We start from the raw sequence: 25,210 nt of genomic DNA, 5'->3' as shown, positions 1-25,210 counted from the left end.
TCAAGCCTCTCCGGTAAGGGGCGCGAAGGCCATGGAGGGATCACCCGGACCGATGGTGGGGTTCTCCCCAGGGCGACGGATGGGGGTGGCCGTCGCGAGGGGGCCCCGGAACCTCGTATGGTCGTATCCGTGTTGGAGGAGATGCGGATCCGGTCCTTGGGCGTCATCGATGACGCGGTGGTCGAGCTGGCGCCCGGTTTTACCGCGGTGACCGGCGAGACCGGCGCGGGCAAGACCATGGTCGTCACCAGCCTCGGTCTGCTGCTCGGCGGGCGTGCCGACCCCGCGCTGGTGCGGACGGGCGCCAAGAGCGCGGTGGTCGAGGGGAGGATCACCGTCGACCGCCGGTCGCCCGCGGCCGTCCGCGCGGAGGAGGCGGGCGCCGAGCTCGAGGACGGCACCCTGCTCATCAGCCGCACCCTCTCCGCCGAGGGCCGCTCGCGCGCCCATGTGGGCGGCCGGAGCGTGCCCGTCGGCCTGCTCGCCGAGCTCGCCGACGACCTCGTGGCCGTGCACGGGCAGACCGACCAGCAGGGGCTGCTCAGACCCGCGCGGCAGCGGCAGGCGCTCGACCGGTACGCGGGCGACGCCGTGTCCGTGCCGCTCGCCAAATACGCGTCCGCCTATCGCAGACTGCGGGCCGTCGCCGCCGAGCTGGCCGAGCTGACCACCCGGGCCCGCGAGCGGGCGCAGGAGGCGGATCTGCTGCGCTTCGGCCTGGAGGAGGTCGCCGCCGTCGAGCCGCTGCCCGGCGAGGACACCGAACTGGCCGCCGAGGCCGCCCGCCTGGGCCACGCCGAGGCCCTCGCCTCCGCCGCCACCGTGGCCCACGCCGCCCTCGCCGGGAACCCCGAGGACCCCGAGGGCATCGACGCCGCCACCCTGGTCGCGGGGGCGCAGCGGGCGGTGGAGGCCGTACGCGCCCACGACCCCGCCCTGGCCGGCCTCGCCGACCGGATCGGTGAGATCGGCATCCTGCTGTCCGACGTGGCGGGCGAGCTCGCGGGCTACGCCTCCGACCTGGACGCCGACCCGCGCAGGCTCGCGGCCGTCGAGGAGCGGCGGGCGGCCCTGACGCATCTGACACGGAAGTACGGCGAGGACATCGCGGGCGTCCTGGCCTGGGCCGAGGAGGGCGCGGGCCGGCTCGCCGAGCTGGAGGGCGACGACGACCGCATCGGCGAACTGACCGCCGAACGCGACGCGCTGCGCGCCGAACTGGGCGAGCTCGCGCAGGCGCTGACCGACGCGCGGACGGAGGCGGCCGAGCGGTTCGCCGAGGCCGTCACCGAGGAGCTCGCGTCGCTGGCGATGCCGCACGCGCGCGTCTCCTTCGCGATCCGGCAGAGCGAGGTCGCGGAGGCGGAGGCCGATCACGGCATCGAGGTGGGCGGGCGGCCCGTCGCCTACGGCCCGCACGGCGCCGACGAGGTCGAGCTCTACCTCGCCCCGCACCCCGGCGCCCAGCCGCGCCCCATCGCCAAGGGTGCCTCCGGCGGTGAGCTGTCGCGCGTGATGCTCGCCGTCGAGGTCGTCTTCGCGGGCTCCGACCCCGTGCCCACGTATCTCTTCGACGAGGTCGACGCCGGCATCGGCGGCAAGGCCGCCGTCGAGGTCGGCCGCCGGCTGGCCCGCCTCGCGCAGACCGCGCAGGTCGTGGTCGTCACCCACCTCCCGCAGGTCGCCGCCTTCGCCGACCGCCACCTGGTGGTCGAGAAGACCCACGACGGGACGGTGACCCGCAGCGGCGTCCAGGCGATGGAGGGGGAGGACCGGGTGCGGGAGCTGTCCCGGATGCTGGCGGGCCAGTCGGATTCCCACCTGGCCCGGGCCCACGCCGAGGAACTCCTGGCAGCCGCGCGCGCACCGCTCCCACGGGGGGCGTGAGGCCGTCCCGGCGCGCCGGTGAGCGCACCGGCCGTGCCACGGGCTGCGCGAGCGAGCGCGCCGGGCGAACGACCGGGGCGCACCTGGCCCTTGGGACCGGCCTTGGGTCCGGCGATGGCCCGCGAGGCGCCGACCGGGTCCGGCCCTTCCGCGTATGAGCTTCCGCGTGTGAGCGCACACGCGTCGGCCCGGCGGTGATCCGGGGGCGCCGACACAGTCGGTACCGCATGCCACCGCCGTCGTGAGGCCGGCCCCCAAGAATCACCTATGTGAGTGAACCCGCGCATGCGTGGGCGAGGTAAGGCGGCCGACCCGCGAGACGGTGGTGTCGGGATGTCGGTGGAGGCTGGCATCCTGGGCGCGGCACCGCAGCGCCGTCCGTCCTCGCCCGACGCCGAATCAGGAGCTTCACCCGCGTGAGCAGCACACCCGTCTCGCCGCACGGGCGCCCACCCCTGCACGCCGTGCAAGTGCTGGGCGGCGGCGGTTCCGGCAGTGGACCGCATGTGCGGTCGCTGGCCGCCGGGCTGGTCGCGCGCGGGCTGCGGGTGACGGTGTGCGCGCCGCGGCGCACGGGCGAAGGGTACGGCTTCACGGGCGACGGGGCCGTCGGCGGCGCCTCGTTCGCGCCACTGCGCACCGGCCCGGACGCCCTGGCCGTCGCCGGGATCCGGGCCGCGAGCACGGGCGCGGACGTGGTCCACGCGCACGGCCTGCGGTCGGGGGTGCTCGCGGCACTCGCGCTGCGGGGACGGCGTACGCCCCTGGTCGTCACCTGGCACACGAGGGCGCGCGCGGCAGGGGCGCGCGCCCAGCTCGTACGGCTGATGGAACGGCAGGCGGCCCGTGCCGCGGCCGTCGTGCTCGGGGTGACCTCGGAGCTCGTCGACCGGGCGCGCCAGCGCGGCGCCCGGGATGCCCGGCTGGCCCCCGTCGGCATGCCCGCGCCGCGCCCCGCCCCCGAGGACGACGAGCCGACGCGCAACAAGACCCGGGCCGAACTGGGGGCCGTCGCCCGGCCGTTGCTCGTCACCGTCGGCAGGCTGGAGGCCGATCAGGGCCACGAGCCCCTCCTCGACGCGGCCCGCGCCTGGCGCGAACTCGACCCCGAGCCCCTCCTCGTCGTGGCCGGCGAGGGCCGCGAACGGCCGGTCATCCAGCGCAGGATCGAGACGGAGGGCCTGCCGGTCCTCCTGGTGGGCCACCGCGACGACGTACCGGACCTGCTGGCCACGGCCGACGTGGCGATCCTCTCCAGCCGGTGGGAGGCCCGCTCCGTGCTCGCGCAGGAGGCCCTGCACGCGGGCGTCCCCTTGGTGGCCACCGCGGTCGGCGGCGTGCCGGACCTCGTCGGCGAGGCGGCCGAGCTCGTCCCCTACGGCGACGCGGCCGCGCTGGCCGCCACGGTGAGCCGCCTGCTCGCCGACCCGGTCCGCAGAGCGGAACTCTCGGCGGCGGGCCGCGAACAGGCGGCGACGTGGCCGACGGAGGACGACACGGTGGCGCATGTGCTGAGCGTGTACGACGAATTGAGCTCGCGGCGGCGTTGAGGGGCGGGGGCGGGGTCACGGCACGGCCGTCGTGTCAGGTTCCGTGGGAGCGCCGTGTGCGGGGTCCGGCTGCGGTATGTGTCGCGTTGGGCCCGCAGTGCGGGGTTCGGCTCGGGGTGGCGTTGAGGGGCGGTCGCCGGGGTGTGCCACGGCCGACGTGCCCGCGGCCCGCGGTCAGGCGGCAGGGCACGGAGCTGCGTCACGTGCCCTGCCCCCGCGGCGCCGGGCGGGAAGCCGGGCTCGCGGCGTCGCCGAACGCCACCAGCCGGGTCCGGAGCCGGGCTGCGCCGAGTGTCCTTGTGCCCGCAACGCGGGGCGGGGCTCGCGGGGACGGCCGGGCGCCGGGGACAGGCCGCGTGCCCTTTGCACCCTTCCCCCGACTCGAGCGGCCGCGGGCCGAGTTCGTGGCCTCGCGGACCCGCGCGGTCGCCTCCGGCCCGGGCTACGCCACGTGCCGGCGTGCCCGCAGCGCCAGGTTCAGAGAGAGCGCCGTGTGCGGGTCCTCCAGGTCCGTGCCCAGGAGGCGGCCTATGCGTGCCAGGCGGTCGTAGAGCGTCTGGCGGTTGAGGTGGAGCTCGCGTGCCGTCTCGGCCTTGCGTCCCGCGTGGGCCAGATACGTCTCCAGCGTCGGCAGCAGTGCCTGGCGGGACGCGCGGTCGTGAGTGATGAGCGGTCCGATCACCCGGTCCACGAACGCCGCCAGGTCGCCCTGCGAGCGCAGCCGCCACAGCAGCACGTCCACGTCCAGTTGCCGGACGTCGTGCCAGAGCCGGTCCGGCAGGCCGCGGGCCGCCGTCGCCGCCTCCGCGGCGTGGCGCAGGCCCGCCCCGACCGTGTCCCACCCGGTGGGCGCGCCCGCCACCACCACGAGGTGACGCTGCCCCGACCGCTCGGCCCCGGCCCGCAGCGCCCCGGCCACCCGGTCCGCGACGCCGGGGCGCTCCGCCTCGTCCCGCAGCCCCACCAGCAGCGGTATCCGGCCCTCCGGCAGCCGTACGCCGAGCAGCACCGGCGCCCCCACCGCGGCCAGCTCCTCCTGCACCGCGCACACCAGCGCGGCCCAGCTGTCGGGCGGTACGAGATCGGTGGACAGCCGCAGCACCATCGGCAGCAGCGGGCCGGGCCCCGGCCGGAAGCCGAGCACGCGGGCCTGGGCGGGGGCGTCGGCCGCGTCGACGCGGCCGTCCGCGAGGCCGGAGAGGAAGTCGCCCCGGCCGCGCGCCGCGAGCTCCTCCTCCTGCCGGGCCTGGAGGAGGACGACGGCCAGCAGCCCCGCCGCGCGGTCGGCGGCGATCCGGTGCACGGGCGCCAGCGGCGCGTTCACCGGCAGCACGGTCAGCCGGGCCCGGACCGCGCCGGGCCCCGGCCCCTGGCCGGGAATATCGGTGGTCAGCGCGCCCGCGAGCCCCGCGTCACGCAGCCCTTCCCACACCTGGAGCGGATCGGCGCCCGTCCGGCCCGCGGGCCCCGCCGCGTAGAGCAGCCGCCCGTCCGGCGTCTGGAGGAAGACGGGATTGCCGGTGAAGCCCGCGAACAGCCGCAGCACCTCGGGCACCCCGCCACCGCCCAGCAGCACCTCCGTGCACCGCCGGTGGACCTCCTCGGCGCGCCGCAGCAGGGCGTAGTGCTCGTTGACCAGCTCGGTGTGGATCTCCTCGGTCACCGCGACGAACGGCACCTCACGGTGCAGCTGGACCAGCGGCAGGCCCAGCGAGCGGGCCGTGTCCACGACCGCCGCGGGCAGCGTCGCGAACCGCGCGCCCAGCTCCACCACCAGCGCCGCGATGCCCCGCTCGGCCAGGCCCCGGACGAAGCCGCGCTGCTCCGCCGGGCGGCTGCCCAGCCCCAGCCCGGTGGTCAGCAGCAGCTCGCCGCCCTTGAGGAGGGTGGCGATGTGCGGGGCCTCGCCCGCGTGCACCCAGCGCACCGGGCGGTCCAGCCGGTCGCCCGCGGCCAGCACCTCGGGCAGGCCCTTGCGCAGGGCGGGCAGGTCGAGCGCCCGCGCCACGGTGATCGTCCCTTGCGGGCCTTGCGGTTCCATGACCGGGAACGCTACTCGGCCCACCCCCGGGCGGACCACCGCCGCCGGCACCGGCCGGACCCCGTCCCGGCCGGTGCCGGGGCGGGCGGGCCGCCCCTACGCTGGCGCGCATGACCGCAGTCCCCGAGTCGGCCCCGGACTCCGCCGACATACCCGGCATATCCCCGGCGGCCGACCGCGCCGCCGTCCAGCGGCACACCGTCAGGGTCCTGATGTCGGCACAGGTGGCCGCCGGGATCGGGATGGGCTCGATGATCTCCTCCGGGGGAATCCTGATCGAGCACCTCACCGGCTCCGAGGCCGTCGCGGGCCTCGGCACCACGCTCACGACCCTGGGCGCCGCCCTGCTGTCCGTCCCCCTCGCCACGCTCTCCCGGGCCCGCGGCCGCCGCGCCGGGCTCGGCACCGGCTGGCTGGTCGCGGCCGCCGGGGCGCTGACGGTGCTGCTGGCGGCGGGCGCGGACCTGCCGCCCCTGGTGCTGCTCGGGATGCTGCTCATCGGCGCGGGCACGGCGGCCAACCTCCAGTCCCGCTACGCGGCCACCGACCTCGCCGCACCGCGCGCCCGCGCCCGCGAGCTCTCGCTCGTCGTCTGGTCCACCACCGTGGGCAGTGTCCTCGGCCCCAACCTCAGCGGCCCCGGCGCCGTGCTCGGCCGCGCGCTGGGGGTACCGGAGGCCGCGGGCACCTTCGTCTTCTCCCTCGTGGCCTTCTGCGCGGGAGCCGCGATCGTCCACGTACGGCTGCGCCCGGACCCCCTCCTGCTGGCCGTCCAGGACGCCGCGAGAGCCGCCGGGGACGTCACCGGCCGGGCCCGTTTCCGTACCCGAATGAGCGGAGCCCTGCGTCATGTCTCGGCTTCACCCTCGGCGCTGACCGGGCTGACCGCGCTGGTCCTCGGGCATGCCGTGATGGTGTCGGTGATGACGATGACGCCCATTCATCTCGCCCACCACGGCGCCTCGTTGAGCCTCGTGGGCCTCACCATCAGCCTGCACATCGCCGGGATGTACGGCCTGTCGCCACTGGTGGGGCGGCTCACCGACCGCGTCGGCCGGGTGCCGGTGATCCTGCTCGGGCAGGTGGTCTTCGTCGCCGCGACGCTGCTCGCGGGCACCGCGGGAAGCCGCCGCTGGGCGGTCACCGCCGGGCTGCTGCTCCTCGGCATCGGCTGGTCGTGCGCGACCGTCGCCGGGTCCACCCTGCTCAGCGAGTCCGTGGACGCCGGGCACCGGGCGGAGGTCCAGGGGCTCTCCGACACCCTGATGAACCTCGTCGGCGCGGCGGGCGGGGCGCTCTCCGGCGGGCTGGTCGCCGCCGTGGGCTACGGCGGGCTGAACGCCGCGGCGGCGCTCCTCGTGGCGCCGGCCGGCTGCTGCGCGCTGTATTTCGGGCTGCGCCGGAGATAGGCCCGCCCGTAAGGGCCCGGAGGCGTGCGCCCCGGGCCCTTACGGCGAGCTGCCTCCGGAGCCTCAGCCGCCGAACGCGCTCGACGCCGTGAGCCGCAGCGCCGTGTCGATCAGCGGGACGTGGCTGAACGCCTGCGGGAAGTTGCCCACCTGGCGCTGGAGGCGGGGGTCCCACTCCTCCGCGAGGAGCCCGAGGTCGTTGCGGAGCGCGAGCAGCTTCTCGAACAGCTGCCGCGCCTCGTCGACCCGGCCGATCATGGCGAGGTCGTCGGCGAGCCAGAACGAGCAGGCCAGGAAGGCCCCTTCGTCGCCCTCGAGACCGTCCACGCCGCACTCGTCGCCCACCGTGGGGTAGCGCAGGACGAAGCCGTCCGGGGTCGACAGCTCCCGCTGGATCGCCTCGATGGTGCCGATGACGCGCTTGTCGTCGGGCGGCAGGAAGCCCATCTGCGGGATCAGCAGCAGGGAGGCGTCCAGCTCCTTCGACCCGTAGGACTGGGTGAAGGTGTTGCGCTCCTTGTCGTAGCCCTTCTCGCACACGTCGCGGTGGATGTCCTCGCGCAGCTCGCGCCAGCGCTCCAGGGGGCCGTCGACGTCGCCGGCCTCGATGAGCTTGATGGTGCGGTCCACCGCGACCCAGGCCATGACCTTGGAGTGGACGAAGTGCCGGCGCGGGCCGCGGACCTCCCAGATGCCCTCGTCGGGCTCGTTCCAGTGGTCCTCCAGATAGCCGATCAGCCGCAGCTGGAGCAGGCTCGCGTAGTCGTTGCGGGCGAGGCCGGTCATATGGGCGAGGTGCAGCGCCTCGGTGACCTCGCCGTAGACGTCGAGCTGGAGCTGGCCGGCGGCGCCGTTGCCGATGCGGACGGGCCGGGAGTTCTCGTAGCCGGGCAGCCAGGGCAGCTCCGCCTCGCCGAGCTCCCGCTCGCCCGCGATGCCGTACATGATCTGGAGGTTCTCGGGGTCGCCCGCGACCGCGCGCAGCAGCCACTCGCGCCAGGCGCGGGCCTCCTCGCGGTAGCCGGTGCGCAGCAGCGAGGAGAGGGTGATCGCCGCGTCCCGCAGCCAGGTGAAGCGGTAGTCCCAGTTCCGGGAGCCGCCGATGTCCTCGGGCAGGGAGGTGGTCGGCGCGGCGACGATGCCGCCGGTCGGGGCGTAGGTGAGGGCCTTGAGCGTGATCAGCGAGCGGACGACGGCGTCCCGGTAGGGGCCGTGGTACGTGCAGTGCTCGACCCACTCCCGCCAGAACTCCTCCGTGGCCACCAGCGACCCCTCCGGGTCGGGCAGCGCCGGGGCCTCGTGGTGGGAGGGCTGCCAGCTGATGGTCAGCGCGACGCGCTCGCCGGGGGCGACGGTGAAGTCGGAGTAGGTCGTGAGGTCCTTGCCGAAGGTCTCGGCGGTGGTGTCCAGCCACACCGAGTCGGGCCCGGCCACGGCCACAGAGCGGTCGCCGACCTTGTGCACCCACGGCACGACACGGCCGTAGGAGAAGCGCATCCGCAGCGCCGAGCGCATCGGCACCCGGCCGCTGACGCCCTCCACGATCCTGATCAGCTGGGGCGCCCCGTCGCGCGGGGGCATGAAGTCGATCACTCGCACGGTGCCGCGCGGGGTGTCCCACTCGGATTCGAGCACGAGGGAGTCCCCCCGGTACCGGCGGCGGTCGGCCCGCGGTGGCGCGGCCCCCGAGGGGTGCGCGGGGCCGACCCGCCAGAAGCCGTGTTCCTCCGTGCCGAGCAGGCCGGCGAACGCGGCGTGTGAGTCGAAGCGCGGGAGGCACAGCCAGTCGGCCGTGCCGTCCCGGCAGACCAGGGCGGCGGTCTGCATGTCACCGATGAGTGCGTAATCCTCGATACGCCCGGCCACGTCATCTCCAGTCGAACGGCCACGGGACCCTGCGGGGCCCTCTTGCGGTCAAGCGATCTTTAGACGAGCTCTTGTTCCGGAGAGAGGCGTGGGTGGTGCCGTGCCGGCCGGCTCGCTGCATGTGTCCGTGCAGGATACGACGCCGAGTTGGTGTGACGCGCGACGGTCGGGGAACGAATCTGAGCCGAACGGGTGGCCTGGGACAACGCCGCGGGACGGGGCCGGAGAGCGGGTCCGCGAGCACCTCGGGAGGGCCGCGGGAGCCTCCCCGCCGAGGGGGCCCACGCGTCACCGGACGCGTACGGGCCGGGGCGCTGATACCCTGGTACCCCGTGGACCGGTGGGCGCAAGACCCCCCAACCGCAGCGACGGCACCCCCGAAGAGACCGGGTGGTCGCCGATACGCACCTCACCTCGCGACCACGGGAGCCCCCCTTTGGCCATTGCCGCAAAGCCCACGACGACCAAGCACCTCTTCGTCACGGGGGGTGTCGCCTCCTCGCTCGGCAAGGGTCTGACCGCCTCCAGCCTGGGCGCGCTGCTCAAGGCGCGGGGGCTGCGGGTCACGATGCAGAAGCTCGACCCGTACCTGAACGTCGACCCGGGCACGATGAACCCGTTCCAGCACGGCGAGGTCTTCGTCACCAACGACGGCGCCGAGACCGACCTGGACATCGGCCACTACGAGCGCTTCCTCGACGTGGACCTCGACGGGTCCGCCAACGTCACCACCGGCCAGGTCTACTCCACCGTGATCGCCAAGGAGCGGCGCGGCGAGTACCTGGGCGACACCGTGCAGGTCATCCCGCACATCACCAATGAGATCAAGCACCGCATCCGGCGCATGGCGACCGACGACGTCGACGTCGTCATCACCGAGGTCGGCGGCACCGTCGGCGACATCGAGTCGCTGCCGTTCCTGGAGACGGTCCGTCAGGTCCGCCACGAGGTCGGCCGTGACAACGTCTTCGTCGTGCACATCTCGCTGCTGCCCTACATCGGCCCCTCCGGCGAGCTGAAGACCAAGCCGACCCAGCACTCCGTCGCCGCCCTGCGCAACATCGGCATCCAGCCCGACGCCATCGTGCTGCGCGCCGACCGCGAGGTCCCGACCGCCATCAAGCGCAAGATCTCGCTGATGTGCGACGTCGACGAGGCCGCCGTGGTCGCCGCGATCGACGCCCCGTCGATCTACGACATCCCCAAGGTGCTGCACACCGAGGGCCTGGACGCCTATGTCGTCCGCAAGCTGGACCTGCCGTTCCGCGATGTGAACTGGACCCAGTGGGAGGACCTGCTGGACCGCGTCCACAACCCCGCGCACGAGGTCACCGTCGCGCTCGTCGGCAAGTACATCGACCTGCCCGACGCCTACCTCTCGGTCACCGAGGCGATCCGCGCCGGCGGCTTCGCCAACCGTGCCAAGGTCAAGGTCAAGTGGGTCGCCTCCGACGACTGCAAGACCCCGGCCGGCGCGCAGAAGCAGCTCGGCGACGTCGACGCGATCTGCATCCCGGGCGGCTTCGGCGACCGCGGTGTGAACGGCAAGGTCGGCGCGATCACCTACGCCCGCGAGAACAAGGTCCCGCTGCTGGGCCTGTGCCTGGGCCTGCAGTGCGTGGTCATCGAGGCCGCGCGCAACCTCGCCGGCATCGAGGGCGCCAACTCCACCGAGTTCGACCCGGCCACCGCCAACCCGGTGATCTCCACCATGGCCGAGCAGCTGGACATCGTCGCCGGTGAGGGCGACATGGGCGGCACCATGCGACTGGGCATGTACCCGGCGAAGCTCGCCGAGGGCTCCATCGTCCGCGAGGTCTACGCGGACGAGCCCTACGTCGAGGAGCGCCACCGCCACCGCTACGAGGTCAACAACTCCTACCGCGCGGAGCTGGAGAAGGCCGGCCTGGTCTTCTCGGGCACGTCCCCCGACAACAAGCTCGTCGAGTACGTCGAGTACCCGCGCGAGACGCACCCCTACCTGGTCGCCACCCAGGCGCACCCGGAGCTGCGCTCCCGCCCGACCCGCCCGCACCCGCTCTTCGCGGGCCTGGTGAAGGCGGCCGTCGAGCGCAAGCAGGGCTGACCTATACGGTTGCCGGGGTGGGGGCCTTGTGGGCCCCCACCCCGGTTTTTCGTTTTTTGGGAGGACGCAGATGGGCATCAAGGACACCGCCGAGGAGTGGCAGGTCACCGAGACCGCGACCCCGTTCACCGGCAACAAGACCAGCGTGCGCACCGACCGGGTCGTCATGCCCGACGGCTCCGCCGTCACCCGTGACTATCAGGTCCACCCCGGCTCGGTCGCCGTCCTCGCCCTCGACGAGCAGGGCCGGGTGCTCATCCTCAATCAGTACCGCCACCCCGTGCGCCAGCGGCTGTGGGAGATCCCCGCCGGGCTGCTCGACGTCCCCGGCGAGAACCCGCTGCACGCCGCCCAGCGCGAGCTGTTCGAGGAGGCGCACGTCAAGGCCGAGGACTGGCGGGTCCTCACCGACGTCTACACCACGCCCGGCGGCTGCGACGAGGCCGTCCGCGTCTTCCTGGCCCGCGGCCTGTCCGAGGCGGAGGGCGAGCGCTTCGAGGTCTTCGAGGAGGAGGCCGACATGGAGTTCGCCCGTGTGCCGCTCGAGGAACTGGTGCGGGGCGTACTCGCGGGGGAGCTGCACAACAACTGCCTGGTGGTGGGCGTGCTGGCGCTTTCGGCGGTACTCCGCGACGGCGAGGCGGGCCTCGCCGCGCTGCGGCCCGCGGACGCGCCGTGGCCGGCCCGGCCCTTCGAGGCGTAGCGGCGCCGCCGGGGCCCGCCGGAATTTTCCTCCGACCGTCCGGAGAACCGAATAGGTGATCTTCATGGAGCGGGCGTCGCGTGTCCGGGACCCCACCGGAGCGTGAACTAGGCTCAGGGCGTGCAGGGAAGAGAGTGGGCCCCGTGACGCAGCCTCAGCGACCGGTGTTCGTCGGGCGCCGCCGTGAGCTGGAGGAGCTGCGGGCCGACATCGACCGCACCGGACTCGACACCCTCGCGGGCCGCAAGTCGCCCCGCAGCAGGGTCCTCCTGATCGCCGGGCGCCCCGGCTCCGGCCGTACGGCGCTCGCCGAGGAGCTCGCCCGCCGGCTGGCCGGCGACTACCCCGACGGCGTGCTGCGCGCCCGCCTCACGGGCGCCGACGGCGAGCCCGTCCCCACCGAGCGCACCGCCCGCGCCCTGCTCACCGCCGTCGGCGCGCCCGTGCCCGCCGGGGCGGAGGAGGACGAGCTCACCCAGGCGCTGCGCACCGCGCTCAACGGGCGCAAGGCGCTGCTCTTCCTCGACGACGCGGCGGGCGCCGAGCAGGTGGACCCGCTGCTGCCGGACGAGTCGGACTGCCTGGTCGTGGCCGTCTCCCGGGGCCCGCTGACCGGCGTGCCCGACGTGCGGCCCTGCACCCTGGGCGGCCTGGAGAAGGCGGCGGCCATAGAGCTGCTGGAACGGTACGCCGGACCGACCCGGATCACCTGCGACCCGGTGGCCGCGAGCGCCGTCGTGGAGGAGTGCGGCGGCCAGCCCGCGGCGCTCGTCCTGATCGGCGGCTGGCTGGCCGCCGATTCCAAGGTCTCCGTCGCCGACGTCGCCACCCGGCTGCGCGAGCTGCCGCCCGCCGAGGGTTTCGACAGCGCGGGCCGCACGGTGGCGCGCGCCTTCTGGCTCGCCCACGAGGCGCTGCCGCCGCCCGCCGCCCGGATGCTGCGGCTGCTGGCGCTGGCCCCGGCCGGTCCGGCCGACGCGCACACCACCTCCGCGCTGGCGGGCTGCTCGGTGGCCGCCGCGCAGACCGCGCTGGAGGACTTCGCCGCCCGGGGCATGCTGCGCCCCGAACCCGCGGTGGGCCATGTTCCGGCGCAGTACTGGGTGCCCGGCTGCCTGGCGCCGATGCTGCGGTCGCTGCTGGAGACCCAGGAGCGGCCCGCGGAGGTCGAGTTGGCGCGGGCCCGGATGCTGGAACGGACGGTGCGTCAGCTCCACTCGTGCCGGGCGACCACCGAGACGTGCGACCCGCTGACCCGCAAGCGGCTCGCCGAATTGCCGCGGCCGCTGCGCTTCCCCTCGCCGCGGGCCGCCGAGGAGTGGCTGCGGGGACGGCTGCCCGCGCTGCTCGCGGCGGCGCGGCTGGCCGTCGAGGACGGCCGCCTGGACACCCTCGCGCGGCGGCTGGTCTCCGCGCTGACCCGGGCGCTGACGGCCCATCTGGGGGCCGAGGAGGCGGGCCCGGAGCTCTACGGGCTGCACCAGCTCGTGCTGGACGTGGCGCAGCGCTGCGAGATGCCGCTGGAGAAGGCGGCGGCCCTGCTGAACCTCGGCGACCTCGACGCCCGCGCCGGGCGCACCCGTACCGCGCTGGGCCGCTACCGCGAGGCGCTGGACGCGGCGCGTGACGCCTGTGACCCGTACGCCATCAGCCGGTCGCTGGAGTCGATCGCCGCCGCGCAGCAGGAGCTGGGCGACTGGCAGCGGGCCGCCGACTGGTACCGCCGGGCCCTGGAGCTGCGGCTGACGCGCGGTGAACTCGCCGACGAGGCGCGGCTGTACGGGCGGCTGGGCGCCGTCCACACCTACGCGGGCCAGTGGGGCGAGGCGCTGCGCGACTGGCGCGCGGCGGCGGCCGCCCACCGCAGGCTGCGCGATCTGCCGGGGCACGCCCGGGCGCTGACCGAGATCGCCCGGGTGCAGGAGTACGCGGGCCGCCCGCAGGACGCGCTGCGCACGTGCCGGGAGGCGGTGGAGTGCGCGCGGCAGGCGGGCGACGTACGGCTTCAGGCGGCGGTGCGGCTGCGGCTGGCGGACACCCTGGAGCGGCTCGGCGACCCCACCGGCGCCGGGGCGCACCGTGAGGAGGCCGGGCGGCTGCTGGCGGCGGGCGCGGTGCCGGAGGCCGGCGGCGGCGCGATATCCGCCGCCGGACCCCCTCTCGCGCGCCCGGCCGGTGCCGCGGGGGCCGCCGGTCCCAGCGCGGACCCGGTGGTGGATCCCGCTGCGGACCCCGCTGCGGGCCCCGCCGTGGACCGTGCCGCCCCGGCTGCTCGGTGCGAGCCCCCATCAACCGAGGGTTACCTACGAAATCAGTAGTTGATCGCCAGAAGATTGGTGCTTTGCAAGGCTAGACAGCGCGAGATCCTTCATTAGACTGGTTGAGCCGCGAGCGCCGCGGTCTGCTCTGGTGTGCCCCGGCATTTCCGGAATAGCCTGTCATTCTCTGATTCAAGGACCGTGATCGACGTGAAGGTCGGCATCCCCCGCGAGGTCAAGAACAACGAGTTCCGCGTGGCCATCACGCCCGCCGGCGTGCATGAGCTCGTGCGCAACGGCCACCAGGTCTACGTGGAGCAGGGTGCCGGTGTCGGCTCCTCCATCACGGACGCCGAGTACACGGCCGCGGGCGCGAACATCCTGGAGACCGCCGACGAGGTCTGGGAGACCGCCGACCTCCTGCTGAAGGTCAAGGAGCCGATCGCCGAGGAGTACCACCGCCTCCGCAAGGGCCAGACGCTCTTCACCTACCTGCACCTCGCGGCCTCCCGTGAGTGCACCGACGCGCTGCTCCAGTCCGGCACCACCGCCATCGCGTACGAGACGGTCGAGACCGCGAACCGCGCCCTGCCGCTGCTCGCCCCGATGTCCGAGGTCGCGGGCCGGCTGGCCCCGCAGGTCGGCGCCTACCACCTGATGCGCGCGGCCGGCGGCCGCGGCGTGCTGCCGGGTGGCGTCCCGGGTGTCGCCGCGGGCAAGGCCGTCGTCATCGGCGGCGGTGTCTCCGGCTGGAACGCCGCGCAGATCGCCGTCGGCATGGGCTTCCACGTCACCCTGCTCGACAAGGACATCAACAAGCTCCGCGAGGCCGACAAGGTCTTCGGCACCAAGGTGCAGACGATCGTCTCCAACGCCTTCGAGCTGGAGAAGGCCGTCGTCGAGGCCGACCTCGTCATCGGCGCCGTCCTCATTCCTGGCGCCAAGGCCCCGAAGCTGGTCACCAACGAGCTCGTCGCCAAGATGAAGCCCGGAAGTGTACTTGTCGACATTGCGATCGACCAGGGCGGCTGCTTCGAGGACTCGAAGCCGACCACCCACGCGGAGCCGACCTTCGAGGTCCACGAGTCGGTCTTCTACTGCGTCGCGAACATGCCCGGCGCGGTCCCGAACACCTCCACCTACGCGCTGACCAACGCCACGCTGCCCTACATCGTGGAGCTGGCCAACCGCGGCTGGCAGGAGGCGCTGCGCCGCGACGCCGCGCTCGCCAAGGGCCTCAACACCCACGAGGGACAGGTCGTTTACGGCCCCGTCGCCGAGGCGCACGGGCTGCCGCACCTCGAACTGAGCGACCTCCTCGGCTGAGTCGTCAACACGACACGCCAAGAACGCGCACCCGGCCGGGCCTTGCTCCACAAGGCCCGGCCGGGGCGTTTCGGGGCCGTTTCGAGGGCCCGCGAAACTTCCGGGCAATAGGTCGCACGCCCTTGACAGAAGGGTGTTCGATTGCCGACACATCGTGCCGTCTCCGGCGGATTGTGTTGCTGCGGACCGCCGACACGCCATAGAGTCGCCAACCGTCGGCATGGTGCAACGCTGACCTATCTAGATGTTTCCTGGTCACCAAGGAGGTAGGACGACTTGTGAATGAGTCGACATTTGCTCCCGGGGGTGGTCACCCAGGAATGTCTGCGCAGGGCCAGAGTCCCATGGGACTCGAAGCTGTCGGCTCCGTCGCTGTCCACACCTTCGCGGCACACCAGAACATCCAGAGCACACCGACAGCCCACCAGAGCATGGACGGCCATCACGTGAACGCCATGGCCGGCGACCGCGGCGGAGCGGATTCCGCCCGGCTCGCCGACTACGAGGACGTGCCCGAGGGGCACTTCTACGACCCTGACGCGGAGTACGAGCCCGACCCCGAGTACGCGGCCACCCTCGCGCCCGACGCTGCCCGGCAGCGCCGCGAGCGCATCGGCCCCACCGGGCGTCCCCTGCCGTACTTCCCCATCCCCGGTCCGCTGACCGACCACGGCCCCGCGAAGATCATCGCGATGTGCAACCAGAAGGGCGGGGTCGGCAAGACCACCTCGACCATCAACCTGGGCGCGGCACTCGCGGAGTACGGACGCCGGGTGCTGCTCGTCGACTTCGACCCGCAGGGCGCGCTCTCGGTCGGCCTCGGCGTCAACCCGATGGAGCTCGACCTGACGGTCTACAACCTGCTCATGGAGCGGGGCATGTCGGCCGACGAGGTGCTCCTGAAGACGGCCGTGCCCAACATGGACCTGCTGCCCAGCAATATCGACTTGTCGGCGGCCGAGGTCCAGCTCGTCAGCGAGGTCGCGCGCGAGTCGACGCTCCAGCGCGCCCTGAAGCCGCTGCTGGCCGACTACGACTACATCGTCATCGACTGCCAGCCCTCGCTCGGCCTGCTCACCGTCAACGCGCTGACGGCGGCTCACAAGGTGATCGTGCCGCTGGAGTGCGAGTTCTTCGCGCTGCGCGGTGTGGCCCTGCTCACCGAGACGATCGAGAAGGTCCAGGAGCGGCTCAACCCCGAGCTGGAGCTGGACGGCATCCTCGCCACGATGTACGACTCGCGGACCGTGCACAGCCGCGAGGTGCTCGCGCGCGTGGTCGAGGCGTTCGACGACCACGTCTACCACACGGTCATCGGCCGGACGGTCCGCTTCCCCGAGACCACGGTCGCGGGCGAGCCGATCACCACGTACGCCTCCAACTCCGTGGGTGCCGCCGCCTACCGTCAGCTCGCCAGGGAGGTGCTCGCCCGGTGTCACGCCGAGTGAGTCTGCCCGGCGCCGACGAACTGTTCCGCACGACCGGGGGGACCGGACTGCAGTCCTCCCCCCGCCGGCAGGCGAGCGGCGACGCGGCGCCCCGGGTCCCCGGCCCGGCCGCCGAGCCCGAGGCCGCGGAGAGCGGTGGTGATGAGGGCCGGGCCGAGCACGGCGGGCGGGGCACGGCCGGCACCGAGCGGGAGGCCGCGGGCGAGCGCCGCGCCGCCGCGCAGGCCTCCGACCGCACCCGCGCCGAGCCCGTCGCCCCGGCCCAGGGCCGCCGCCGCGGCCGGGCCGCCAACCGCAGGCCCAGCGGCCGCGAGCGGCACGACGAGAAGATCACCGTCTATGTCTCCGCCGAGGAGCTCATGGACCTCGAACACGCCCGGCTGGTGCTGCGCGGCGAGCACGGCCTGGCCGTCGACCGCGGCAGGATCGTCCGCGAGGCCGTCGCCGTCGTCCTCGCCGACCTGGAGTCGCGGGGCGACGCGAGCATCCTCGTGCGCCGCCTGCGCGGCCGCTGAGCGCGTTCGCCGATAGCCTGCCCGTCCGGAGTGCGGTGCCGCCGCCGGCGGCCCGCAGCGGCCCCCACAGGCCCGTACGGATGCGTACGAGCCGTGGGGCTGCCCCCCGGACCGGCCCGTACCACCCGCGACCCCTGGACAGCGACCGAATCCCATGCCCGCCCCACCCGCCGTCCCCCAGGCCCGCCGAGCCCTCGGTCACGGGCCCGGCGCGCGACCGCCCGCGGACGGCGGCGGCGCCGCGGCGCCCGCCCCCGAGGAGCAGGGCGACGGCCGGTTCACCGTGCGGCTCGACAACTTCGAGGGGCCGTTCGACCTGCTCCTCCAGCTGATCTCCAAGCACAAGCTGGATGTCACCGAGGTCGCCCTGTCCAAGGTCACCGACGAGTTCATGGCGCACCTCCGCGCCATGGGCCCGGACTGGGACCTCGACCAGACCACCGAGTTCCTGGTCGTGGCCGCGACGCTGCTCGACCTCAAGACGGCCCGGCTGCTGCCCGCCGCCGAGGTCGAGGACGAGGCCGACCTCGCCCTCCTGGAGGCCAGGGACCTGCTCTTCGCCCGGCTGCTGCAGTACCGCGCCTTCAAGAAGATCGCCGACATCTTCGGCGAGCGGCTGGCGGCCGAGGAGCGCCGCCACCCCCGTACGGTCGGGCTGGAGCCGCACCACGCGGAGCTGCTGCCCGAGGTCGTCCTCGGCATCGGCCCGCAGGGCCTGGCCGAGCTCGCGGTCAAGGCGATGCGGCCAAGGGCCGCGCCCCAGGTCTACGTCGAGCACATCCACGCGCCGCTGGTCAGCGTCCAGGAACAGGCCGCCGTCGTGGTCGCCCGGCTGCGCTCGGCGGGGCGGGCGAGCTTCGGACAGCTCACCGAGGACGCCCCCGACACCCTGACCGTCGTCGCCCGCTTCCTGGCCCTGCTGGAGCTCTACCGCGAGCGCGCCGTCGCCCTCGACCAGGACGAGGCCCTGGGCGCGCTGACGGTCCTCTGGACCGGCGCGGAGGGCGAGGACGAGCCGCTGGTGACCGACGAATTCGACCGCGAGAGCACAGCCGACGAGGCCGGGGAGGCCACAGCGTGACCCACGACAACGCCACCGGGGAGGCGGCCCCCGCCGGGCCGCGCGACGTGGCCGGGCTCCCGCTGAAGCCCGCCCTGGAAGCCGTCCTCATGGTCGTCGACGAGCCGGTGGGCGAGGACTACCTCGCCCGCGTCCTGGAGCGCGGCCCCCGCGAGGTGGCGGACGCCCTGCGCGAACTGGCCGACGAATACACCGTCCAAGGGCGCGGCTTCGAGCTGCGGAACGTCGCCGGGGGCTGGCGCTTCGCCAGCCGGGCCGCGTACGCCGACGCCGTCGAGAGCTTCGTCCTGGACGGCCGCCAGGCGCGGCTGACCCAGGCCGCGCTGGAGACCCTGGCCGTTGTCGCGTACCGTCAGCCGGTCAGCCGTTCGCGGGTCTCCGCCGTACGCGGGGTGAACTGCGACGGCGTCATGCGCACCCTCCTCCAGCGCGGTCTGGTGGAGGAGACGGGGACGGAACCCGAAACAGGTGCGATCCTGTACAGGACGACGAACTACTTTCTGGAGCGAATGGGCCTGAGGGGCCTGGACGAGCTCCCGGAGCTCGCGCCCTTCCTCCCCGAGGCGGACGCGATCGAGGGCGACACTCAGGAAGGTGTGCCGTCGTTCGATCCGGACGCACCGGACACCGACGCAGACGACAAGACGGAACTTTGATGCGAAGCAGCGGCAGGAACAGCGGAAGCGGCAACCGGGACGACCGGGGCGCCCGAGGAGGGTCCCCCCGGCCGTCGTCCGGGGGCGGGCGCTCCGGCGGCGCGCGCTCGGGCGGCGGGCGCTCCGAGGGCGGTCGCTTCGACGGCGGCCGCTCGGGCGGGCGCCCCGAGGGTGGCCGCTCCGGCGGGCGTCCTGACGGCGGGCGCTCGGGCGGGCGTCCTGACAGCGGCCGCTCCGGCGGCGGGCGGTTCGACGGCGGGCGCGCCGGTGACCGGCGGGACGACCGCCGTGATGACCGGCAGCAGGAGCGCCCGCGCCGGCCGCGCCCCGAGGAGCGCCGCTACGACGTGGGCCCCGACGCCGAGCGCACCCGCGGCGGTGCCAACAGCGGCCGCGCCAGCGGTCCCACCAGCGGCCGCGGCGCGTCCGCCCGCGGTGGCGCCAAGGGCGGCCCGCGCAAGAGCTCCACGGCCGGTTCCGGCGGGCGCAGCAGCGGTCCCGCCCGCGGCCACGGCTACGCCCCGGCCCGCCCGCGCGAGCTCGACGCCAAGATCGAGGAGCGCAACCGGGAGCGTCACAACAAGCCCCAGGTGAAGACCCCCAAGACCTTCCCCGGCGCCGAGCAGGAGGGCGAGCGCCTGCAGAAGGTGCTGGCCCGGGCCGGCATGGGCTCGCGCCGCGCGTGCGAGGAGCTCGTCGACCAGGCCCGCGTCGAGGTCAACGGCCGGATCGTCACCGAGCAGGGCCTGCGCGTCGACCCGGAGAAGGACGAGATCAAGGTGGACGGCCTGACCGTCGCCACCCAGTCGTACCTCTTCTTCGCGCTCAACAAGCCGGCCGGCGTCGTCTCCACCATGGAGGACCCCGACGGCCGCCAGTGCCTCGGCGACTACGTCACCAACCGCGAGACCCGGCTCTTCCACGTCGGCCGTCTCGACACGGAGACCGAGGGCATCATCCTGCTCACCAACCACGGTGAGCTGGCCCACCGCCTGACGCACCCCCGCTACGGCGTCCAGAAGACCTACCTCGCGGCCATCACGGGCCCGCTGCCGCGCGACATCGGCAAGCAGCTCAAGAGCGGCATCGAGCTCGAGGACGGCTGGGCCCGCGCGGACAACTTCCGCGTGATCCAGCAGACCGGCAAGAACTACCTGGTCGAGGTCACGCTCCACGAGGGCCGCAAGCACATCGTCCGGCGGATGCTGGCCGAGGCGGGCTTCCCGGTGGAGAAGCTGGTCCGCACCTCCTTCGGGCCGATCGCGCTGGGCGACCAGAAGTCGGGCTGGCTGCGCCGCCTGACGAACACCGAGGTCGGCATGCTGATGCGCGAGGTCGAGCTCTAGGCCGCACCGCGGGTCCTTCACACGTGCCGTACGGGCCGGTCCACCCGGCCCGTACGGCACGCGTGTCTCACGACCAGACCGCGAGCCCCGTCGCCCGGCCCTCCTCGTCGCGCTGGATCTCCATCATTCCCTCCACGGCCTCGCGGTTGATCCGGCCGAAGACGTGCGGGAAGAGCGTGCCGGGCGCGACTCCGGGCGGCGGCGCCGGGTCCGCGGCCTCCCAGCGGACCATCACGTCCAGCTTGTGCTCGTCGATCAGCAGCACCATCAGCGGGCCTGGGGTGTCGCGGTAGAAGGCGGAGGCCACCGCGAGCGTCGTCTCCTCGTCGGGGGAGCAGTGCACGAAGCCGTCGTCGGAGAGGGAGGCGGGGGAGTACGGGCGGTCGGGCACGGCCAGCCAGTCGTCCAGGGGCACCACGTGGTAGATCATGTACATGGTTGTACCGGGTCGCCGGGCTCCACGGGCGGACCATCGCCGGGCAGCGCTCCCGGACGTGGCGCGAAGTCCGCGCGCGGGACCCGTCGGGCCGGATCCCGCGGACCGTGACCGGCACATGCAGCCCTTCCGGTGGCGGAGGACCACGCGGCGGAGCCGTGCAGCGGAGGCCGGCGCGGAGCCACCGGCGGAGCCCGTGCGCGGGACGTGCCGGGCACGACCTAGGCTGGGCGGGCACTCTCCGCTCTCCGCAAGGACACCGTCAGTGAGAACCGCTCTCGTCATCGGTACCGGACTGATCGGCACCTCGGTCGCGCTCGCGCTCCACAGCCGCGGGGTCCAGGTCCACCTCATGGACCACGACCCCGCCCAGGCCCGTACGGCCGCCGCCCTCGGCGCCGGCACGGACGAGGAGCCCGAAGGCCGCGTCGACCTCGCCGTCGTCGCCGTACCCCCCGCGCACGTCGCCGCGACCCTCGCCGAGGCCATCCGCGGCGGCCGGGCCCGCGGCTATCTCGACGTCGCCAGCGTCAAGGGCGGCCCCCGCCGCGACCTGGAGGCGCTGGGCTGCGACCTCAGCGGCTACCTCGGCACGCACCCCATGGCCGGCCGGGAGCGCTCCGGGCCCCTCGCGGGCACCGCCGACCTCTTCGAGGGCCGCCCCTGGGTGCTCACGCCCACCCGCGAGACCGACACCGAGGTCCTCAACCTCGCGCTCGAACTGGTCTCCCTGTGCCGTGCCGTCCCCGTCGTCATGGACGCCGACGCCCACGACCGGGCCGTCGCCCTCGTCTCCCACACCCCGCAACTGGTCTCCAGCATGGTCGCGGCCCGCCTCCAGGACGCCGACGAGACCGCCGTGCGCCTGTGCGGCCAGGGCATCCGCGACGTCACCCGGATCGCGGCCTCCGACCCGCGGCTGTGGCTCGACATCCTCTCCGCCAACCCCGGCCCCGTCGCCGAGATCCTCGCCGCCGTCGCCGCCGACCTCGACGAGACCGTGCGGGCCCTGCGCGCGCTGGACTCCGCGGACAAGGACGACCGGGAGGCGGGCGCGGCCGGCATCGAGGACGTCCTGCGCCGCGGCAACGCGGGCCGCGGCCGCGTCCCGGGCAAGCACGGCGCGGCCCCCACGGCGTACGAGACGGTGACCGTCCTCATCGGCGACCAGCCGGGCGAGCTGGCCCGCATCTTCGCCGACGCGGGCCGGGCGGGCGTCAACATCGAGGACGTCCGCATCGAGCACGCCACCGGGCAGCAGGCGGGCCTGATGCAGCTGATGGTCGAGCCGCGCGCCGTGCCGGTGCTGATCACGGCCCTGACGGACCGCGGCTGGTCGATCCGGCAGTAGGCCCGGCGAGAGGACGGGCGGTGAGCCAGTAACCTTGTCTGAGGCTGTATAGGACGCACCGTCCGCACCGCCGAAACGTAACCCCCGTGCACGAGGAAGGTGTCTCACACCGTGAACAACGCCGGCAATGCCGTAACCGCCGCCCGGATCGCACCGGCAGCAGTCGTCGTCGGCATCGACGGTCCTTCCGGCACGGGCAAGTCCAGCACCTCCAAGGCCGTGGCCGCGAAGCTCGGGCTGCGCTACCTGGACACCGGCGCCCAGTACCGGGCGATCACCTGGTGGATGCTGAGCAACGGCATCGACGTCGACGACGCCGCCGCGGTGGCCGACGCCGCGGGCAAGCCGGAGATCGTCTCCGGCACCGACCCGTCCGCGCCGAGCATCACGGTCGACGGGGCCGACGCCGCGGCGCCCATCCGCACCCGGGAGGTCACCTCCGCGGTCAGCGCCGTCAGCGCCGTCCCCGAGGTCCGCGCCCGGCTGACCGAGCTCCAGCGGGCCATCGCCGCGGAGGCGCCGCACGGCATCGTCGTCGAGGGCCGGGACATCGGCACCACCGTGCTGCCCGACGCCGACCTCAAGATCTTCCTGACCGCGTCGGCCGAGGCCCGCGCCGCCCGCCGCAGCGGCGAGCTCAAGGGCAAGGAGGCCAGCGACCTGGCCGCCACCCAGGCCGCCCTGGTCAAGCGGGACGCGGCCGACTCCGGCCGCAAGACCTCCCCGCTGGCCAAGGCCGCCGACGCGGTCGAGGTGGACACCACCGACCTGACGCTCGATCAGGTCATCGAGTGCGTGGTCACCCTCGTCGAGGAGCGGCGGAGCGTGACCGGGAGTGCGTGAGGCGGGCGGCGCGACGGCCTCCGCGTCCGGTGCCGCCGTCGGCCGGCGGATCGGCATCGGCCTCATGTACGGGCTGTGGAAGCCCCGTGTGCTGGGCGCCTGGCGGGTGCCCGCCGCGGGGCCCGTCATCATGGCGGTCAACCACTCCCACAACGTCGACGGCCCGATGCTGATGGGCACCGCGCCCCGGCCGGTGCACTTCCTGATCAAGAAGGAAGCCTTCGTCGGACCGCTGGACCCCTTCCTGCGCGGGATCGGCCAGCTGAAGGTCGACCGCTCGGGCCCGGACCGCACCGCGATCAGCGGTGCGCTGGAGGTCCTGGAGCACGGCGGCGTCCTGGGGATCTTCCCCGAGGGCACCCGCGGCGAGGGCGACTTCGCGTCGCTGCGCGCCGGGCTCGCCTACTTCGCCGTCCGCTCCGGGGCGCCGATCGTGCCCGTCGCGGTCCTCGGCAGCGCCGAGCGCCGCGGCCGGGCGATACGGGCCCTGCCGCCGCTGCGCAGCCGCGTCGACGTCGTCTTCGGCGACGCCTTCGAGGCGGGGGACGGCAGCGGGCGGCGCACGCGCACGGCGCTGGACCAGGCGACCGTGACGATCCAGGAGCGCCTCGCCGCGCACCTGGCCGACGCCAGGCGGCTCACCGGCCGCCCCGGTGTCATTCCGGGGGAGACCTCACGGCCCCCGCGAGACTTCGAGTAGTGGACCGCGCACAGCGGCCCACCGATGACGATGAACGAGGAACGGACTTCATGAACGACCAGATCCACTCCGGCGACGAGCACGGTGAGCTTGGCGACGCCGAGTTTGCGGAGTTCATGGAGCTCGCGGCGCAGGAAGGCTTCGACGCCTCGGAGATCGAGGGCGCCCTGGAGGAGGCCGGCCACGGCCCGCTGCCCCGGCTCGCCGTCGTCGGCCGCCCCAACGTCGGCAAGTCGACCCTGGTGAACCGCATCATCGGCCGCCGCGAGGCCGTCGTCCAGGACAAGCCCGGCGTCACCCGTGACCGCGTCACCTACGAGGCCGAGTGGGCCGGCCGCCGCTTCAAGGTCGTCGACACCGGCGGCTGGGAGCAGGACGTCCTCGGCCTGGACGCCTCCGTGGCCGCGCAGGCGGAGTACGCCATCGAGGCGTCCGACGCCGTCGTCTTCGTCGTCGACGCCACCGTCGGCGCCACCGACACCGACGAGGCCGTCGTCAAGCTGCTGCGCCGGGCCGGCAAGCCCGTCGTGCTCTGCGCCAACAAGGTCGACGGCCAGTCCGGCGAGGCCGACGCCGCCGCCCTGTGGTCGCTGGGCCTGGGCGAGCCGCACCCCGTCTCCGCCCTGCACGGCCGTGGCACCGGCGACATGCTCGACGCGGTCCTGGAGGCGCTGCCCGAGGCACCCGCCCAGACCTTCGGCGGCGCCGGCACCGGCGGCCCCCGCCGCATCGCCCTGATCGGCCGCCCGAACGTCGGCAAGTCCTCCCTGCTGAACAAGGTCGCGGGCGAGGAGCGCGTCGTCGTCAACGAGCTGGCCGGCACCACCCGCGACCCGGTCGACGAGCTGATCGAGCTCGGCGGCGTGACCTGGAAGTTCGTGGACACCGCCGGCATCCGCCGCCGCGTCCACCTCCAGGAGGGCGCGGACTACTACGCCTCGCTGCGTACCGCGGCCGCCGTGGAGAAGGCCGAGGTCGCCGTCATCCTGATCGACTGCAGCGAGTCGATCAGCGTCCAGGACCAGCGGATCATCACCATGGCCGTCGAGGCCGGGCGTGCGATGGTCCTGGCGTTCAACAAGTGGGACACCCTCGACGAGGAGCGCCGCTACTACCTGGAGCGCGAGATCGAGACCGAGCTCGCGCAGGTCGCGTGGGCACCGCGGGTCAATGTCTCGGCACGTACGGGCCGCCACATGGAGAAGCTCGTCCCGGCGATCGAGACTGCCCTCGCGGGCTGGGAGACCCGTATCCCCACCGGGCGGTTGAACGCCTTCCTCGGTGAGATCGTCGCCTCCAACCCGCACCCGGTCCGCGGTGGCAAGCAGCCGCGCATCCTCTTCGGCACGCAGGCGGGCACCAAGCCCCCGCGCTTCGTGCTCTTTGCCTCCGGCTTCCTGGAGGCGGGCTACCGCCGCTTCATCGAGCGCCGCCTCCGCGAGGAGTTCGGCTTCGAGGGGACGCCGATCCACATCTCTGTGCGGGTGCGGGAGAAGCGCGGGCGCAACAAGTAGCGGTTGAGCAGGGCGGGGACGTGGCGGAGGCCCGGGCCCCGACGGCCGGGCCCGGGGTGACTCGGCCCGGCTCAGAAGCCGCGGACGCGGCCGTCTCGCGACGCGGGGGGGGGGGGGGGGGGGGGGGGGGGGGGGGGGGGGGGGGGGGGGGGGGGGGGGGGGGGGGGGGGGGGGGGGGGGGGGGGGGGGGGGGG

The 25,210-nt window shown here is 74.1% G+C and carries 19 protein-coding genes; 16 read left to right on the top strand and 3 right to left on the bottom strand.

Going from position 1 to position 25,210, the window contains the following annotated elements:
- Positions 1-117 precede the first annotated feature (117 nt).
- On the top strand, positions 118-1,887 hold the full coding sequence (gene recN / locus ACZ4A5_RS28395) for a DNA repair protein RecN (protein WP_467590275.1): 1,770 nt from the start codon (positions 118-120) through the stop codon (positions 1,885-1,887).
- A 416-nt stretch (positions 1,888-2,303) separates the two neighbouring features.
- Positions 2,304-3,437 carry a glycosyltransferase family 4 protein gene (locus ACZ4A5_RS28390; RefSeq protein WP_467590273.1) on the top strand — a complete coding sequence of 378 codons (1,134 nt, stop codon included), beginning with the start codon at positions 2,304-2,306 and terminating at the stop codon, positions 3,435-3,437.
- 442 nt (positions 3,438-3,879) lie between these two features.
- Here ACZ4A5_RS28390 and ACZ4A5_RS28385 read toward each other — a convergent pair whose 3' ends face one another.
- On the bottom strand, positions 3,880-5,478 hold the full coding sequence (locus ACZ4A5_RS28385; protein WP_467590270.1) for a PucR family transcriptional regulator: 1,599 nt from the start codon (positions 5,476-5,478) through the stop codon (positions 3,880-3,882).
- Between the two features lie 110 nt (positions 5,479-5,588).
- Here ACZ4A5_RS28385 and ACZ4A5_RS28380 point away from each other — a divergent pair, with 110 nt between their 5' ends.
- Complete coding sequence (locus tag ACZ4A5_RS28380; protein ID WP_467590267.1) at positions 5,589-6,887, top strand: MFS transporter; 1,299 nt, start codon at positions 5,589-5,591, stop codon at positions 6,885-6,887.
- Positions 6,888-6,950: 63 nt separating this feature from the next.
- Here the strand turns inward: ACZ4A5_RS28380 and ACZ4A5_RS28375 are convergent, their stop codons facing one another.
- Positions 6,951-8,753, bottom strand: a complete 1,803-nt coding sequence (locus tag ACZ4A5_RS28375; protein WP_467590264.1) for a glycoside hydrolase family 15 protein — start codon at positions 8,751-8,753, stop codon at positions 6,951-6,953.
- A 436-nt stretch (positions 8,754-9,189) separates the two neighbouring features.
- Here ACZ4A5_RS28375 and ACZ4A5_RS28370 point away from each other — a divergent pair, with 436 nt between their 5' ends.
- The 9 genes from ACZ4A5_RS28370 (at position 9,190) to ACZ4A5_RS28330 (ending at position 20,172) form a co-directional block, all read left to right on the top strand.
- The gene (locus tag ACZ4A5_RS28370; RefSeq protein WP_467590261.1) at positions 9,190-10,839 is read left to right on the top strand and encodes a CTP synthase; all 1,650 of its coding nucleotides are present in this window, start codon (positions 9,190-9,192) and stop codon (positions 10,837-10,839) included.
- Positions 10,840-10,909: 70 nt separating this feature from the next.
- The gene (locus tag ACZ4A5_RS28365) at positions 10,910-11,542 is read left to right on the top strand and encodes an NUDIX domain-containing protein (protein ID WP_467590259.1); all 633 of its coding nucleotides are present in this window, start codon (positions 10,910-10,912) and stop codon (positions 11,540-11,542) included.
- Between the two features lie 134 nt (positions 11,543-11,676).
- Positions 11,677-13,860 (top strand): tetratricopeptide repeat protein, encoded by a 2,184-nt coding sequence (locus ACZ4A5_RS28360; RefSeq protein ID WP_467590256.1) that lies wholly within the window; start codon positions 11,677-11,679, stop codon positions 13,858-13,860.
- 150 nt (positions 13,861-14,010) lie between these two features.
- Positions 14,011-15,126 carry an alanine dehydrogenase gene (gene ald, locus ACZ4A5_RS28355; protein ID WP_467590310.1) on the top strand — a complete coding sequence of 372 codons (1,116 nt, stop codon included), beginning with the start codon at positions 14,011-14,013 and terminating at the stop codon, positions 15,124-15,126.
- A gap of 320 nt (positions 15,127-15,446) precedes the next feature.
- A complete protein-coding gene (locus tag ACZ4A5_RS28350) occupies positions 15,447-16,574 on the top strand; it encodes a ParA family protein (protein WP_398872342.1) in 1,128 nt (375 codons plus the stop codon).
- Positions 16,559-17,089, top strand: coding sequence for a hypothetical protein (locus ACZ4A5_RS28345; protein ID WP_467590252.1), 531 nt, complete (start codon positions 16,559-16,561; stop codon positions 17,087-17,089). The genes ACZ4A5_RS28350 and ACZ4A5_RS28345 overlap by 16 nt, the downstream gene beginning before the upstream one ends.
- A gap of 154 nt (positions 17,090-17,243) precedes the next feature.
- Positions 17,244-18,170 (top strand): segregation and condensation protein A, encoded by a 927-nt coding sequence (locus ACZ4A5_RS28340; protein WP_467590250.1) that lies wholly within the window; start codon positions 17,244-17,246, stop codon positions 18,168-18,170.
- The gene (gene scpB / locus ACZ4A5_RS28335) at positions 18,167-18,826 is read left to right on the top strand and encodes an SMC-Scp complex subunit ScpB (RefSeq protein WP_467590247.1); all 660 of its coding nucleotides are present in this window, start codon (positions 18,167-18,169) and stop codon (positions 18,824-18,826) included. Before ACZ4A5_RS28340 ends, scpB begins: the two co-directional genes overlap by 4 nt.
- Positions 18,826-20,172 (top strand): pseudouridine synthase, encoded by a 1,347-nt coding sequence (locus tag ACZ4A5_RS28330; protein ID WP_467590244.1) that lies wholly within the window; start codon positions 18,826-18,828, stop codon positions 20,170-20,172. Before scpB ends, ACZ4A5_RS28330 begins: the two co-directional genes overlap by 1 nt.
- A gap of 67 nt (positions 20,173-20,239) precedes the next feature.
- Here the strand turns inward: ACZ4A5_RS28330 and ACZ4A5_RS28325 are convergent, their stop codons facing one another.
- Positions 20,240-20,602: a DUF952 domain-containing protein gene (locus tag ACZ4A5_RS28325; RefSeq protein ID WP_229324618.1), complete on the bottom strand. Its 363-nt coding sequence runs from the start codon at positions 20,600-20,602 to the stop codon at positions 20,240-20,242.
- Positions 20,603-20,873: 271 nt separating this feature from the next.
- Here ACZ4A5_RS28325 and ACZ4A5_RS28320 point away from each other — a divergent pair, with 271 nt between their 5' ends.
- The 4 genes from ACZ4A5_RS28320 (at position 20,874) to der (ending at position 25,016) form a co-directional block, all read left to right on the top strand.
- A complete protein-coding gene (locus tag ACZ4A5_RS28320) occupies positions 20,874-21,959 on the top strand; it encodes a prephenate dehydrogenase (protein ID WP_467590241.1) in 1,086 nt (361 codons plus the stop codon).
- A 111-nt stretch (positions 21,960-22,070) separates the two neighbouring features.
- A complete protein-coding gene (gene cmk, locus ACZ4A5_RS28315) occupies positions 22,071-22,802 on the top strand; it encodes a (d)CMP kinase (protein ID WP_398872356.1) in 732 nt (243 codons plus the stop codon).
- 64 nt (positions 22,803-22,866) lie between these two features.
- Complete coding sequence (locus tag ACZ4A5_RS28310; RefSeq protein ID WP_467590308.1) at positions 22,867-23,502, top strand: lysophospholipid acyltransferase family protein; 636 nt, start codon at positions 22,867-22,869, stop codon at positions 23,500-23,502.
- 50 nt (positions 23,503-23,552) lie between these two features.
- Positions 23,553-25,016: a ribosome biogenesis GTPase Der gene (der, locus tag ACZ4A5_RS28305; protein WP_398872358.1), complete on the top strand. Its 1,464-nt coding sequence runs from the start codon at positions 23,553-23,555 to the stop codon at positions 25,014-25,016.
- Positions 25,017-25,210: the final 194 nt, after the last annotated feature.

The sequence above is a fragment of the Streptomyces sp. NPDC025618 genome (genome assembly GCF_055558795.1).
Note: the sequence above shows the minus strand (reverse complement) of the source record. Positions and strands in the feature narration are given on the sequence as shown.